The sequence below is a fragment of the Enterobacter cloacae complex sp. ECL411 genome, assembly GCF_021869665.1.
Taxonomy (GTDB): Bacteria; Pseudomonadota; Gammaproteobacteria; order Enterobacterales; family Enterobacteriaceae; genus Enterobacter; species Enterobacter intestinihominis.
Genome location: NZ_CP091486.1, coordinates 2,101,169 through 2,115,524, shown reverse-complemented (window position 1 = coordinate 2,115,524; position 14,356 = coordinate 2,101,169). Strand labels below are relative to the sequence as shown.

The window sequence follows — 14,356 nt, the reverse complement described above, 5'->3', positions numbered from 1 at the left end:
AAACTGGCGTACGTTCCGTTTAAGAACACCATTTAAATACTGGCAGAAAGAGCATCAGAGATTTTTCAGCCGCGAAGGCCATTTTTCTGAAGATATGGAGTTGATCGCAGAAGAGTTTGAAGTGGTTGAGATCCTGTAGGACAAAGTAAAGGGGCTGGCGTTTGATCAATTGCCATTTATATCAATGTCCGCTTCTGGCACAAAACAGCCATTAACATTCATCGAATTCTCAGTAAATCTGAATACCGGGTCGTATACCGCGGCGAAAGCATTTCACGCTTCATCTGCCATTGCTGCTGTATGCCCTGCCCGGCAAAATAAAGCGTACCCTTTCCATCTTTCGCGTTCAGACGATCCAGCACTTCCATCAGCTTTTCACTTCCGGCACGCGGCGCGCTATTGTCAAACAAATTGAGCTGGGCAACGCCCTGGCTGAAGAAGTCCCCGAGCATAATGCCGGCTTTCTGGTAGCGGTGGCCCTCCTTCCAGATTTTGTCGAGGCACTTTACCGCGGCGTTGATAATGTCGCGGGAGTCCTGAGTGGGTGTGAGAAGCGTCATTGAGGCACTGTTGCCGTAATAGGGTTCGTTCAGAGCGAACGGAGAGGTCTTTACGAACGCCGAGATAAAGCGGCAATACTGGTGCTCGCCACGTAACTTCTCAGCGCCACGGGCCGCATAGCTGCATATAGCCTGGCGCACCTGCTCGTATTCTGTCACGCGCTCACCGAATGACCGACTACAGACGATCTCCTGCTTTGTCGGTGCAAACTCTTCCAGATCGAGGCACGGCTCGCCGCGCAGCTCCCGGACCGTTCGCTCCAGCACTACATTGAAGTGCTTGCGGATAATCCACGTGCTCTGCTCTGAGAGATCCAGCGCCGTTTTGATACCCATCGCATTGAGCTTCTTGCTGATGCGCCTGCCCACGCCCCATACGTCCTCTACAGGCACGATAGCCAACAACCGGCGCTGGCGGTCGATATTGGATAAATCAACCACCCCACCCGTCTGCTGCTGCCATTTCTTCGCCGCGTGATTTGCCAGCTTCGCCAGCGTCTTCGTCTGGGCTATGCCAACGCCGACCCTCAGGTGCGTACGCTTCAAAACCGTTTCGCGGATCTCCTTGCCAAAATCAGTCAGGTCCCGGCAATTACGAACCCCGGTGAGATCACAAAAGGCCTCATCAATGGAATATATTTCGACGCGAGGGCTTATTTCTTCCAGCGTGGTCATTACCCGGCTGGACATGTCAGCGTAAAGTTCGTAGTTACTGCTGAAGCAAACCACGCCGGCGCGCCGGAACAGGTCTTTCTGCTTAAAGTATGGCGCCCCCATGGTAACGCCAGCGGCTTTGGCCTCTGCGCTGCGCGCTATCACGCAACCGTCGTTATTTGAGAGGACAACCACCGGTCGGCCTCTCAAATCTGGCCTGAATACCGTCTCGCATGATGCATAGAATGAATTCACATCACAGAGCGCAAACATATCAGCTGGCCGATTTAACAATAAAAGTGACCACACCAAAAACGTCCAGTGAAGTGGTTTACTGAATTTGGCCACCTGAACAGAGGTGATATGCTCACCTCAGAACAACACAGGTGTCATAATGAAAAAAAGAAATTTCAGCGCAGAGTTTAAACGCGAATCCGCTCAACTGGTCGTTGACCAGAACTACACCGTGGCAGATGCAGCCAGCGCTATGGATGTCGGCCTTTCCACAATGACGCGATGGGTGAAACAATTACGTGATGAACGGCAGGGCAAAACACCAAAAGCCTCCCCCATTACCCCGGAACAAATTGAAATCCGTGAGCTCAGGAAAAAGCTACAACGTATTGAAATGGAAAATGAAATATTAAAAAAGGCTACCGCGCTCTTGATGTCAGACTCCCTGAACAGTTCTCGATAATCGGGAAACTCAGGGCGCGTTATCCTGTGGCCACTCTCTGCCATGTGTTCGGGGTTCATCGCAGCAGCTACAAATACTGGAAAAACCGTCCTGAAAAGCCAGACGGCAGACGGGCTGTATTACGCAGTCAGGTACTTGAACTGCATGGCATCAGCCACGGCTCTGCCGGAGCAAGAAGCATCGCCACAATGGCAACCCAGAGAGGCTACCAGATGGGGCGCTGGCTTGCTGGCAGACTCATGAAAGAGCTGGGGCTGGTCAGTTGCCAGCAGCCGACTCACCGGTATAAGCGTGGCGGTCATGAGCACGTTGCTATCCCGAATCATCTTGAGCGACAGTTCGCCGTAACGGAACCAAATCAGGTGTGGTGCGGTGATGTGACCTATATCTGGACGGGTAAGCGCTGGGCGTACCTCGCCGTTGTTCTCGACCTGTTCGCAAGAAAACCAGTGGGCTGGGCCATGTCGTTCTCGCCGGACAGCAGGCTCACCATGAAAGCACTGGAAATGGCATGGGAAACCCGTGGTAAGCCCGTCGGGGTGATGTTCCACAGCGATCAAGGCAGCCATTATACGAGCAGGCAGTTCCGGCAGTTACTGTGGCGATACCGGATCAGGCAGAGTATGAGTCGGCGTGGAAACTGCTGGGATAACAGCCCAATGGAGCGCTTCTTCAGGAGTCTGAAGAACGAATGGGTGCCGGCGACGGGCTATGTAAGCTTCAGCGATGCAGCTCACGCAATAACGGACTATATCGTTGGATATTACAGCGCACTAAGACCGCACGAATATAATGGTGGGTTACCGCCAAACGAATCAGAAAACCGATACTGGAAAAACTCTAACGCGGTGGCCAGTTTTTGTTGACCACTTCACAGCGTGTCTTCACTGCCAACGATAATCGGTGAATAAGCGCTGTTCATCGGATTGAGTTGAACATTAGGCCGCAGTTGCAGGCGCTTAACGGTGAATTCCCCTTCCACCGCGGCGATGACGATATCGCCGTGCTCAGCCGTTCGGGAACTATCGACCACCAGTAAATCGCCGTCGCTTATTCCCCCTTCAATCATTGAATCACCCGCGGCTTTAACGAAATACGTCGAGCTGGGGTGGGCAACCAGAAGTTCATTAAGATCAATGCGCTGCTCCACATAATCGGCAGCCGGGCTTGGGAATCCGCACTGAACTAAATCGCTGAAAAGTGGAAGCGCGATAATCTCACGCAGTTCTGTAGGTCTGATAAATTCCATTACGCATACCTCTAACACTGTTTTTATATACAGTAGTTTTGTTTTAAAGCACGCGCAAGGCAGCTGAACCGTAGCGACTGTTTAAACCTTCACCGTTTCGTTTGTAAGTTTCTCTCTGGCTTCAAATTATGGTTTTTGTAAATTTTACGATTAAACGCTTCGACTGCTCGTTTTAAAGGCTAAATGAATAGATTGTCATCAACATAAACAAGGTGAAGAGCGGCATGGCATTTCTTTAGCCGGAATGCCGTTTGACTGTACCCATATGGGTCTTCCCCGATCATGGTGGGAAGGCTCAGAACGCCATATTCAGCTTTCCGTAGTGGAACATCACCCCCAGTTTAAAGCGCTCCCGGTTTCGGTATCCCCTGGCTTTTATCCTCAGCAGCCTGATCTTGCTGTTAAGTGCCTCCGCATTTCCGTTTGAGACACTGTGTCGCATCGCATTCAGGATCCCGTACAGCCTTTTTCCTATCGTTTTCGCGGCATTTTTCATCATGGGAACGTCACTGTTAGCCGCCAGCGCCAACCATCTCTGCCAGTCACTCCGTCTTTCCTCGCTCCATGGCCTGTTCCAGATATCCTTTGCCAGCTCTTTCAGCGCCCAGCACTGGCTCGTCAGCTTCATCTGTGCACGCAGCCACATCAGCTTTTCCTGCCGGGATTCGGTCATCCACTTATCGCTGTACTGCCACAGGAAGCGGGTTCCTTTTGCCTGGTGTCGGCTTTCAACAGGGAGGTGCGGATGTTCATTCTGACGGGTTTTATCAACTACCTCGCCCAGTTGCTTCGCCACATGGAAGCGGTCAAAGGCGATTTTCTCAACCGCACTGGGTAAGTGGATACGCGCTGCTCTTATATAGCCCGCGTTCATGTCCATTGAGAGCGTTTTGATAGCCAGCAACTGCCCATCAGTGAGCGTGCGAAGATAGCCGGCAAGACTCTCTGTGCCGCGATCATCCGTTAAGGCCAGCGCCCGACCATCGCGATCGGAGATCACCGTTATGTAACGATGTCCTTTTTTAAAGGCGACCTCATCCACATTCATATGACGGGCGGATAATGGCTTTTTTATCCGGGCAAGACCTCGCTTAACTGCCCGGGTCATAATGCCGTCAACCGCATTCCAACTGAGCTTAAGTTGCTTCCTGACAGCATCAACGGTGCTGATTTTCAGCCATGAGAGAACGAACGATTCGAATAGCAACGTATACCGGCTTCCGGGGCCAGCCCACGGAACAGGCAACGTCAGGCAGCCATGCTCCGGACACATAATTCGTGGAACATCGGCTTCAACAATAGTGGTGAACTGGCAGGTATCAAGATGGCGCCATTTACGATGACGGTGATCGTGAACAGAACAGGATTTACCGCAGGTCGGACAGGCTAGCCGGGTGTTTTCAGCGATCTCAATAGTGACAGTAACAGAACCGGCATTTTCATCGAGAGAAAGGGACTTTACCTGCCACGGATCGGACAGGTTGAGAATATGAGCGTAGAGGGACTTTTCGTCCATGGCGGTGACCTCTGGCGATTAAATACACCATTATCATGCCTTCAGCCACCACAACAAGGGAAGACCCACCCATATACAGTAGTATTTTTACGTGCAGACAGAATCGCACAATTAATATTCATAGGGAAAAAATAATGTTTGTTGAACTGGTTTATGACAAGCGAAACGTACAGGGGCTGGAGGGAGCCAGGGAGATAATTCTGGCTGAACTGACAAAACGTGTGCACCGGATTTTTCCTGATGCCAGCGTGACGGTTAAGCCAATGCAGGCGAATGGCCTGAATAGCGATGCCAGCAAAAGCGACCGGGAAAAGCTGAACCGTATGCTTGAGGAAATGTTTGAAGAGTCGGACATGTGGCTGACGCACGAGTAACAAGGTTAACAAATACCAGCCCACCGGGGAAAAACCGGGCGCAATGCCCGGTTCTGTTTTCAGCCAGTAATGCCTTTAATCACTCACCCGCGGTTCTCCAGCATCGGTTCATTTCTCGGATCGTGCCCGCAAGATAAAAACGCCTCCCGGAATTTCTGCCCATTTTCTCGCGTTATCTTGTACAAAATACAGCTTTTGCATGTCGATCAAGTCATCTTATCCCTGCCCTATACTTTGAGTATGACATCCGACTGGAGGTTTCTATGTGTGGACGCTTTGCACAAGCCCAAACCCGTGAAGAATACCTGGCCTACCTTGCCGACGAAGGCGATCGCGACATCGCGTATGACCCGGCCCCCATTGGCCGGTACAACGTTGCGCCCGGTACCAAAGTCCTGCTGCTGAGCGAACGCGACGAACTACTGCACCTCGATCCGGTGTTCTGGGGCTACGCACCTGGATGGTGGGACAAAGCACCACTGATTAACGCACGTGTAGAAACCGCGGCCACCAGCAGAATGTTTAAACCTCTGTGGCAACATGGCCGGGCGATCTGTTTTGCCGATGGATGGTTCGAATGGAAGAAGTCAGGTGACAAGAAACAACCCTACTTCATCCACCGGGCCGACGGTCAGCCAATCTTTATGGCGGCGATCGGAAGCACACCGTTTGAGCGCGGCGATGAAGCCGAGGGATTTCTGATTGTGACGTCTGCGGCTGATAAAGGCCTCGTCGACATTCATGACCGCAGGCCACTGGTTTTGTCACCAGAAGCGGCACGCGAGTGGATGCGACAGCATGTTGGCGGGAAGGAAGCTGAAGAGATAGCTTCAGATGGTGCAGTGCCCGCCGATAAGTTCGTCTGGCATGCGGTAACGCGTACAGTAGGAAATGTAAAAAACCAGGGGAGGAATTTGATAGAGCAAATAGAAATCAAATCTGATCTTAGTTAGACCTGCACTTTTTAGATGGGATAATAAAACCCTTCCCTCTATTGAAGTCAAAACCTTTGACAACTCCTGTCATTTTACGGGACAAATTATTTCCTTGCTATAAATCAAATTTGACGACACAGGAAAAATTTGGATTGGCTAATCTGATCTGTATGGCCTCCCAGATGGCTAAAATAAGATTTGCTTAAAAGATCTACACGTGCCTTAATGATGCGGTTGGTTCGATGCAATGTGAATCTGACTTTTCCAAAGTAGTCCTCATAACCAGGTGCTATCTCTGATATCCCCTCCTCTTGAGTCCATACGTATGCCATCATGCGTTTCTTTTCATGAACTTGTAACTTTTAAGTGTTCAAGTGGAGTTTTTATGTCATCAAAAATGATAGGTCTTGTTAAGTGGTTTAACGATGATAAGGGCTTTGGCTTCATCTCCCCACTCGATGGAAGTAAAGATATCCTTGTTCACTCTTCTTCTCTACAGGGAGAGACATTCAAAACTCTTTTTGAAGGCCAAAAAGTTAAATTTGCTGTCATTGCCGGTACCAAAGGTCCGACAGCTGCAAATGTTACGCTTTGCGATAAATAACCCCTCAATGACCACTTAAGCTTCTGTGAATTAAATAATCAGAAGCGTCATTTATCGTTTGCGAATATCATTACAACAGGCCAGCATATTTACAGCACCGTCAAATTTGCTGACCGATGTGATGAAATGCAGGACTGCTGCATGAATAGTCTCAAAGCAGAAACTAACTGCTTATAAAATATTAAAGTGCGTAAGAGGTTAGGCAGCCTCCAAAAGCATCACTTCTTAGTTATTATATGAGATTTTTTAGTAATGCTGAGGGGATTTGAACAACGCGTTGCAGTAAGGGCAAACCAGTTGAGCTCCCTTTTGTACACGATTGTAACTATGCTCCGAGTCTCTTGTGCAGTTTGGACAAGGGCATTTGACTAAATAATTTCGGCGGAATTGCGTGTTTTTACGTGCAGACATAAGCTTCTCCAGTACAAATGGACTGCTACAGTACACGTTAAGGCAGAATATTGCTTGTTTTAATTTCGAAAGAGGTAACTAAACGTCAATAAATCAACCCCTTTCGAACAACCCCGGGCCATAAAACTCCCTGAAATACATGGTGATACATGAAAAAAGTAATTATTTTCTTTAATGGTAAACCAGGTAAAGTAATCACCGTACTTAAGGGCGTGACATCAATACGCGAACAATACCCTAATGGAGAAGGGATAAACCTTCCGATAATGTCAGCCGGTTTTCCCTCTTTAACAGGTGACCATGAAGTTATCTATGTTGCATCAGATCGAGAGCTTACATCTCAGGAAATATTAGATGCAGCCAGGAAGTATCTATAAGCTTCAATATCTTCTACCAACACTGCAGATAACCTTTAGTAACAAGCATTATTAAAACAATTAGGAATTATCAGTATTGCCTACCTGGCGTAGGCTTTTTTTTTCATTTAGCAGACGATACATTCCTGTCTAATGTCATATATTTTTTAGGACTCGGAACATTTTTTGATTCAAACAGTCTAAAAGATATACTCACAAAGGGGGCCTTTATGACAACGCTTATCATCTCTACTATCGTGGCAATGGTACTGGCATTGATGATTTTAAGTCTGATCAAGATCGGGATCAGCGTATCGAACAATCCTGATGAACTGTAATGTATTCAAGTTTCCATAACCTCTTTATTTACTGGGCAGCCTATTCACCTTTCCTCGCAGGCAGCGCCACTCCAGCCCCGGGTACGTTCCACAATTAATTCCCTCTCCATTGGCGCAGCAGGAAGCTGCCCAGTCGTTCGCCCTGATATATAGGGTCAGCCATAAGAAAGTTATCCTGCAAATTTCGCAGAATTTAAGGATTCATTTTGGGGAGGAATTTGGAGGAGTTTCGGGGAAGAAAAAATCGAACAAAAAACCGGGCATCGCGCCCGGTTCTGTTTCCACACTAAAAAGCCCTTAAACACTCAATCCACGATTCTCCAGCATCGGTTCGATCCTCGGATCGTGCCCGCGCCAGTTCCGGTAAAGTTCAGCTAAATCAGTACTGTTCCCGCGGGACAAAATCGCCTCGCGGAATGTCTGTCCGTTTTCGCGCGTCAAACCACCCTGCTCGACAAACCACTGGTGGCCATCGTCCGCCAGCATCTGCGTCCAGAGATAGGCGTAATAGCCCGCCGCGTAGCCGCCGCCGAAGATATGGGCAAAATAGCTGCTGCGATAGCGCGGCGGTACGGCTGGAAGATCCAGCCCTTCTTTTTTCAACGCGGCGGCTTCAAAGGTTTCCACGTCTTCAACGGGCTCCTGAATGCCGTGCCAGTTCATATCCAGCAGCGCGGCGCTCAGCAGTTCCGTCATGTCATAACCCTTATTAAACTGGGTCGCATTGAGCATTTTTTCCCGCAGCGCATCCGGCATCGGCTCGCCGGTTTGATAATGGCGGGCAAAGTGCGCAAACACCTGCGGATGGCTGGCCCAGTGTTCATTGATCTGCGACGGGAATTCAACGAAATCACGTGGCGTGTTGGTGCCTGAAAGCGTGGCATAGCGCTGGCTGGCAAACAGGCCATGTAGCGTATGGCCAAACTCGTGGAACAGGGTAATCACATCATCCCAGGAGATCAGCGCGGTCTGACCGTTCGCCGGTTTTTGATAGTTGCAGACGTTATAAATCACCGGACGCGCGGCAAACTCGTAAGACTGCTCAACAAAATTCCCCATCCACGCCCCGCCCGCTTTGGAATCACGCGCGAAAAAGTCGCCGTAGAACAGCGCCATGCCTTCACCCGTGTGGTCGAAAATCTCCCACACGCGAACGTCCGGGTGATAAACCGGAATATCGAAACGCTCGACAAAGCGGATACCGAACAACTGCGTGGCGGTCCAGAATACGCCATCTTCCAGCACGGTATTGAGCGCGAAATAGGGTTTGATCTGCGACTCATCCAGCGCATATTTCGCTGAACGCACGCGTTCGGCATAAAACGCCCAGTCCCAGGCCTGCACCGTAAAACCGCCCTGCTCGTCGTCAATGACCTTCTGAATATCCGCCTGCTCCAGCGCGGCCCTGCTGCGCGCCGCAGGAACTATCCCGCGCATGAATTCGAGCGCGGCATCCGGCGTTTTCGCCATTTGATCGGCAATGCTCCAGCTGGCATAGTTGTCAAAGCCGAGCAGCTGCGCCTGTCTTGCCCGCAACGCGGTAAGCCGAAGGATCAGGTCGCGCGTATCGTTTTCGTCGCCTTTTTGAGTGCGTTCCCAGCCCGCGCTAAACAACTTTTTACGGGTCTCGCGCAGAGACAGCGCCGCCAGCGCGGGCTGTTGCGTGGTATTCAGAAGCGGGATCAGCCAGCGATCCGTCAGCCCTTTTTCTGCGGCAGCATGAGCCGCGGCAGCCATCTCCTCCGCACTGAGTCCGTCAAGCTGGTGAACATCATCCACCACCAGCCCTCCCGCCTTATTCGCCGCCAGCAGGCGCTGGTTGAACTGGCTGGTCAGGGTGGCGGCTTCGGTATTCAGGGCTTTCAGCTCGGCTTTTTCATCGGCGTTCAGACGCGCGCCCGCAAGAACAAAGTGCTGATACGTCACCTCCGTCAGTCGGCGGGATTCGGCATCCAGCGTGTCGCGATCCTGCCAGACGGCTTCCACGCGGGCGAAAAGCGTATCGTTTAGCCAGATATCGTTCGCCAGCCCGGCCAGTTCGGTGGAGAACTGCTCGTCCAGTGCCTGAAGATAATCGTTGGTGTGTGCGGACGTCATGGCGAAGAACACGCTGCTGACGCGCGACAGCATGGCCCCGCTCTTTTCCAGCGCCAGCACGGTGTTGTTGAAGTCCGGCACGGCGCTCTGCGCGATAATCGCGTCAATATCTGCACGCTTGAGGCGCATTGCTTCATCAAACGCCGGGCGATAGTGGCTGTCTTCTATCACATCAAAACGCGGAGCCTGATAAGGCAGCAGGCTAACGTCAAAGAAAGGGTTGTTGACCGACATCGTTTACTCCTGAGCACGGTATTTCTCACCAGAGTAGGCCAGCCTGCTCCGGCCTGCAATGGCGTCATACAAATGTTGCCTTAACGATGTGCCCGAGTGCGTGCTATGGTAGTACAACACAAAAAGCGTTGAGGAACAGTGAGATGATTATATTAGTTACCGGGGCGACAGCAGGTTTTGGTGAAAGCATCACGCGTCGCTTCGTCGCCAACGGACATAAGGTGATTGCAACGGGTCGTCGTCAGGAGCGTCTCCAGGAGTTGAAAGACGAGCTGGGCGACAGCATCCTGACCGCACAGCTGGACGTGCGCAACCGCGCCGCCATTGAAGAGATGATTGCCAACCTGCCTGCCGAATGGCGTGAAATCGACGTGCTGGTCAATAACGCTGGCCTGGCGCTGGGCATGGAGCCTGCCCACAAAGCCAACGTGGAAGACTGGGAGAACATGATCGACACCAACAACAAAGGCCTGGTGTACATGACCCGCGCCGTGCTGCCGGGCATGGTTGAACGTAACCGTGGTCATATCATTAATATCGGTTCCACCGCAGGCAGCTGGCCTTACGCGGGCGGCAACGTCTATGGCGCAACCAAGGCCTTTGTACGCCAGTTCAGCCTGAACCTGCGCACCGACCTGCACGGTACCGCGATCCGCGTGACCGATGTTGAGCCGGGTCTGGTCGGTGGAACGGAATTCTCCAACGTGCGTTTCAAAGGTGATGACGCGAAAGCGGATAAAACCTATGAAAATGCGAATGCGCTGACGCCGGAAGATATCACCGAAACCGTCTGGTGGGTCGCGACGCTGCCGAAGCATGTCAACATCAACACGGTTGAGATGATGCCCGTCAGCCAGACCTATGCCGGACTCAGCGTGCATCGCGGGTAATTCACCCTTCCCGGCCTGCGGGCCGGGTATGTGATGACGGTTAAAAGAATGGTAGTATGTTCAGGTTAACTCTCTGAGAAATCACAACCCATGGCCGCTGAATCGCAACTTAATCCTACCCAGCCTGTAAATCAGCAAATTTATCGCATCTTACGCCGTGATATCGTTCGCTGCCTGATCCCACCGGGAACGCCACTCTCAGAAAAAGAGGTTTCGGTACGTTTTGACGTTTCCCGTCAGCCCGTGCGCGAGGCGTTTATTAAGCTCGCAGAAAACGGCCTTATCCAGATCCGCCCTCAGCGCGGCAGCTATGTAAATAAAATTTCGCTTTCGCAGGTACGGAATGGCTGTTTTGTTCGCCAGGCCATTGAGTGCGCCGTTGTGCGTCGCGCCGCGTCGCTCATCAACGATAACCAGTGCTACCTGCTGGAGCAAAACCTGCATCAGCAACGCATTGCCATCGACCGCAAACAGTTAAACGACTTTTTCCAGCTGGACGACGAATTTCACCAGAAACTGGCGCAGATCGCCGAGTGCCAGCTCGCGTGGGATACCGTCGAAAACATCAAAGCTACCATCGACCGCGTGCGCTACATGAGCCTCGACCATGTTTCTCCGCCAGAGATGTTGCTGCGCCAGCATCACGATATTTTCAGCGCACTGGAAAAACGCGACGTGGAAGCCGTAGATAAAGCGATGACGCTTCACCTTCAGGAAATTAGCGAGTCAGTTCAGTTAATTCGTCAGGAAAACCGCGAGTGGTTCAGCGAAGAATAAAACCTCGCCGCCCCCTTTCGGTTGCGGCGAAGTGATTAGCGGACCACTAATACCGGAATAGTGGCGTAGCGCAGGATAGTTTCAGCATTCGAGCCCAGCAGATGTGTTGTCATGCTCGGGTTTCTTGATCCGATAACAATAACGTCATATTTCCCCTCTTTGCTGAGCTGGATGATTTCATCGCGTACGTTGCCGAAACGTACTTCACAATCAATATTTTCTGGGGACATATCAAAGAGCCGTTTCAGTGCCTTCATCTTCTTATCCGACTCGGCGGTCATATACTCTTCGAACTTCTTAATATCGGCATTGAACCCCCGCAGTAACGAACGGCTGCTGTTAGGGAGAATGTTGACCAGGGTGATCGTTGCGCCTTCCGATTTCGCGAGGTTGACCGCGTGGCGTACCGCTTTATCGCTTAGATCCATTTCAAACACGTCAACAGGCATCAAAATTTTCTTATACATAAGCCTGACTCCTTTTCCGATGAAGGGTTATTTTCTGCCTCCAGAATGGCATTGTGGATATAAACAAAGCCTAAACGCTTGCGTCTGGAAACTATCAATTAAGGAAAATAACTGTCCGCTTTGTAAAGCGGTGTCCTGAACCGTCAACGCCATCAGGAAATAAGAAAAAAGTGTGAGCTTGATCAAAAGCAAATAATTTCGTTTAAGAGAAGCGTATTAATAGTGCCCCGTGAACGACAGCCGTTGAATTAGCGCCGTAACGGATAAGTGCGAGAGGAGAAAATACCATGATGACATACGACCGTAACCGAAATGCAATCACCACTGGCAGCCGCGTCATGATTAGCGGCACAGGTCAGTTCGGCGTGATTAAAGCGATCCACAGCGACGGCCTTAATGCCGAGCAGGTGCGTCGTGGTAAAACGGTTGAAGTGGAAGGATGCGAGGGTAAGTTCGAACCGATTGAGCTGATTCGCCTGGGGATGCACTAAGCTGTGCCCCGACATGCCGCCGCGAACGGCGGCATGTCAAAGCGTTAAAGCCGGGTGGCGTACTTAGCAACCGTGGCCTTCGCGCCTTTTTGCAGCAACGTTTGATAGGCCTGCATGACGGCAGCCACGAATACCGTGTCCTTCGGCAGCTCGTTACCGAAAATAGCCTCAATGCCCAACAGCGCGCTAACGCGGCTTTCACCTTCAGCGCTACCGTTTACCGCCGCCTGAATCACCGCCAGCTGCGGATCGCTCACCTCAATCGCGTTACCCTGCTCATCCACACCGCCGACATAACGCATCCAGCCCGCCACGCCGAGAGCCAGCAGCGGGAAGGGTTTCTGGTGGACAAGGTGCCAGCGCACGGAATCGAGCATGCGCTGCGGCAATTTCTGGCTACCGTCCATGGCGATTTGCCAGGTGCGGTGACGCAGGGCCGGATTGCTGTAACGCGCAATCAGCTGGTCGGCATAACGACCCAAATCCACGCCCCGCACTTTCAACGTCGGCGCCTGCTCTATCAGCATTAGCGCATGCGCGGCTGCGCGATAATGTTCATCTTCCATGCAGTCGTTAATGTGCTGATAACCGGCCAGATAGCCGAGATAGGCCAGGAACGAGTGGCTGCCGTTAAGCATTCGCAGCTTCATCTCTTCAAACGGAATGACATCAGAAACCAGCTCCGCACCGGCCTTTTCCCACTGGGGACGTCCGGCAACAAAATTATCTTCCACCACCCACTGGCGGAACGGCTCGCAGGCGACACCTGCCGGATCGCGTACACCAGTCAGCTGTTCGATTTTATCCAGCGTATCAGCCGTGACGGCGGGCACAATGCGGTCCACCATCGTTGACGGGAAGGTGACGTTCGCTTCGATCCAGTCCGCCAGTTCGCCGTCTACGGCGCGCGCGTAGGCACAGGTCACATTGCGCATCACGTGGCCGTTCTCCGGCATGTTATCGCATGACATCACGCTGAATGCCGGTAGCCCCGCCGCCTTGCGGCGCGCCAGCGCCTCAACCACCACGCCCGGCGCAGATTTAGGCTGATGCGGGTTTTGCAGGTCTGCAACGATAAACGGATGATCGAACATCAGTTGTCCGGTTGCCGGGGAGTGGCAATATCCTTTCTCGGTGATGGTGAGGGAAACAATGGCGACCTGCGGCTCGCACAGCGCCGCCAGCACGGTTTCCAGCCCGTCGATCTGCGCATGCAGCGCGTTTTTGACGACGCCGACCACGCGCGCCGTCCACGCATCGGCAGACATCTCTGCCACGGTATAAAGGTTATCCTGTGCCTTCAGATCGGCTATCTGCTGTTCGCCGCCAATCAGGTTAACTTCGCAGTAACCCCAGTCGCTGCCCTGTTCTGCGGCGAGTATATCGGTGTACACCGCCTGGTGCGCACGGTGAAACGCGCCAAACCCTAAATGAACAATGCGTGACTTGAGGCTGTCGCGATCGTATTGAGGATGCGTTGCCTTCGCCTGTAATAATCGGTTTTCCATGATTGAGACTCGTTAATTAATGAAAGCTGTGATCCACTGCCGCTTCCTTTTAAGAGCGGCAGCGCCTGCTGACTACACCAACTAGAATGGCAGTCGGAGTCAAAAAACGCTGCCATTAACCATACTGATACATCGTTTTCAGATCTTGATTTACATTAACTTTTCGCCATGTGGTGTGACATCAGTAAAAAGTTGTGT

Annotated in this window: 16 protein-coding genes and 1 pseudogene; 10 read left to right on the top strand and 7 right to left on the bottom strand. The window is 51.7% G+C overall.

The annotated features are described in order from the left end of the window. Positions 1 to 34: 34 nt before the first annotated feature. Positions 35 to 139 (top strand): annotated as a pseudogene (locus tag L3069_RS10210) (ASCH domain-containing protein); the annotation flags it as partial. A gap of 79 nt (positions 140 to 218) precedes the next feature. Here the strand turns inward: L3069_RS10210 and L3069_RS10205 are convergent. Beyond that, the gene (locus L3069_RS10205) at positions 219 to 1,487 is read right to left on the bottom strand and encodes a Y-family DNA polymerase (RefSeq protein WP_032671166.1); all 1,269 of its coding nucleotides are present in this window, start codon (positions 1,485 to 1,487) and stop codon (positions 219 to 221) included. A 121-nt stretch (positions 1,488 to 1,608) separates the two neighbouring features. Between L3069_RS10205 and L3069_RS10200 the strand changes: the two genes are divergently transcribed. After that, positions 1,609 to 2,777, top strand: a protein-coding gene (locus L3069_RS10200) for an IS3-like element ISEc52 family transposase (protein ID WP_085929673.1) whose coding sequence is annotated in 2 segments (ribosomal slippage) — positions 1,609 to 1,858 and positions 1,858 to 2,777 — 1,170 coding nt in all. Because the reading frame shifts where the segments join, the coding sequence is not laid out codon by codon here. A 5-nt stretch (positions 2,778 to 2,782) separates the two neighbouring features. On the opposite strand, the gene L3069_RS10195 is transcribed toward L3069_RS10200, so the two are convergent. Together L3069_RS10195 and L3069_RS10190 are read right to left on the bottom strand one after the other, a co-directional pair. After that, positions 2,783 to 3,160: a translesion error-prone DNA polymerase V autoproteolytic subunit gene (locus L3069_RS10195; RefSeq protein ID WP_038417032.1), complete on the bottom strand. Its 378-nt coding sequence runs from the start codon at positions 3,158 to 3,160 to the stop codon at positions 2,783 to 2,785. Positions 3,161 to 3,455: 295 nt separating this feature from the next. Beyond that, complete coding sequence (locus L3069_RS10190; RefSeq protein WP_000343760.1) at positions 3,456 to 4,676, bottom strand: ISL3-like element ISKox3 family transposase; 1,221 nt, start codon at positions 4,674 to 4,676, stop codon at positions 3,456 to 3,458. 134 nt (positions 4,677 to 4,810) lie between these two features. Here L3069_RS10190 and L3069_RS10185 point away from each other — a divergent pair, with 134 nt between their 5' ends. The 3 genes from L3069_RS10185 (at position 4,811) to L3069_RS10175 (ending at position 6,589) form a co-directional block, all read left to right on the top strand. Then, positions 4,811 to 5,050 carry a DinI family protein gene (locus L3069_RS10185; protein WP_038415994.1) on the top strand — a complete coding sequence of 80 codons (240 nt, stop codon included), beginning with the start codon at positions 4,811 to 4,813 and terminating at the stop codon, positions 5,048 to 5,050. A gap of 263 nt (positions 5,051 to 5,313) precedes the next feature. Next, positions 5,314 to 6,003, top strand: coding sequence for an SOS response-associated peptidase (locus L3069_RS10180; RefSeq protein WP_038415993.1), 690 nt, complete (start codon positions 5,314 to 5,316; stop codon positions 6,001 to 6,003). Between the two features lie 367 nt (positions 6,004 to 6,370). Continuing rightward, entirely contained in the window at positions 6,371 to 6,589 is a 219-nt protein-coding gene (locus L3069_RS10175; protein ID WP_022647994.1) for a cold shock domain-containing protein, read from the top strand. Between the two features lie 246 nt (positions 6,590 to 6,835). Here L3069_RS10175 and L3069_RS10170 read toward each other — a convergent pair whose 3' ends face one another. Next, on the bottom strand, positions 6,836 to 7,000 hold the full coding sequence (locus L3069_RS10170) for a YnfU family zinc-binding protein (RefSeq protein WP_213083702.1): 165 nt from the start codon (positions 6,998 to 7,000) through the stop codon (positions 6,836 to 6,838). A gap of 149 nt (positions 7,001 to 7,149) precedes the next feature. Between L3069_RS10170 and L3069_RS10165 the strand changes: the two genes are divergently transcribed. Both L3069_RS10165 and L3069_RS27420 read left to right on the top strand, forming a co-directional pair. Next, positions 7,150 to 7,377 carry a hypothetical protein gene (locus tag L3069_RS10165; RefSeq protein WP_071881491.1) on the top strand — a complete coding sequence of 76 codons (228 nt, stop codon included), beginning with the start codon at positions 7,150 to 7,152 and terminating at the stop codon, positions 7,375 to 7,377. Positions 7,378 to 7,586: 209 nt separating this feature from the next. After that, positions 7,587 to 7,694, top strand: coding sequence for a YnaM/YnfT family protein (locus L3069_RS27420; protein ID WP_022647993.1), 108 nt, complete (start codon positions 7,587 to 7,589; stop codon positions 7,692 to 7,694). Between the two features lie 297 nt (positions 7,695 to 7,991). On the opposite strand, the gene dcp is transcribed toward L3069_RS27420, so the two are convergent. Further along, entirely contained in the window at positions 7,992 to 10,025 is a 2,034-nt protein-coding gene (dcp, locus tag L3069_RS10160; protein ID WP_038415991.1) for a peptidyl-dipeptidase Dcp, read from the bottom strand. Positions 10,026 to 10,168: 143 nt separating this feature from the next. Between dcp and ydfG the strand changes: the two genes are divergently transcribed. Both ydfG and L3069_RS10150 read left to right on the top strand, forming a co-directional pair. Continuing rightward, a complete protein-coding gene (ydfG, locus tag L3069_RS10155; RefSeq protein WP_038415990.1) occupies positions 10,169 to 10,915 on the top strand; it encodes a bifunctional NADP-dependent 3-hydroxy acid dehydrogenase/3-hydroxypropionate dehydrogenase YdfG in 747 nt (248 codons plus the stop codon). 90 nt (positions 10,916 to 11,005) lie between these two features. Further along, positions 11,006 to 11,692 (top strand): GntR family transcriptional regulator, encoded by a 687-nt coding sequence (locus tag L3069_RS10150; RefSeq protein ID WP_003857403.1) that lies wholly within the window; start codon positions 11,006 to 11,008, stop codon positions 11,690 to 11,692. A 35-nt stretch (positions 11,693 to 11,727) separates the two neighbouring features. Here the strand turns inward: L3069_RS10150 and L3069_RS10145 are convergent, their stop codons facing one another. Next, complete coding sequence (locus L3069_RS10145; protein WP_023300013.1) at positions 11,728 to 12,159, bottom strand: universal stress protein; 432 nt, start codon at positions 12,157 to 12,159, stop codon at positions 11,728 to 11,730. Between the two features lie 287 nt (positions 12,160 to 12,446). On the opposite strand from L3069_RS10145, the gene ydfZ reads away from it, so the two are divergent. After that, positions 12,447 to 12,650 carry a putative selenium delivery protein YdfZ gene (ydfZ, locus tag L3069_RS10140; protein ID WP_003857405.1) on the top strand — a complete coding sequence of 68 codons (204 nt, stop codon included), beginning with the start codon at positions 12,447 to 12,449 and terminating at the stop codon, positions 12,648 to 12,650. Positions 12,651 to 12,694: 44 nt separating this feature from the next. Here the strand turns inward: ydfZ and L3069_RS10135 are convergent, their stop codons facing one another. Then, positions 12,695 to 14,158 (bottom strand): mannitol dehydrogenase family protein, encoded by a 1,464-nt coding sequence (locus L3069_RS10135; RefSeq protein WP_038415989.1) that lies wholly within the window; start codon positions 14,156 to 14,158, stop codon positions 12,695 to 12,697. Positions 14,159 to 14,356: the final 198 nt, after the last annotated feature.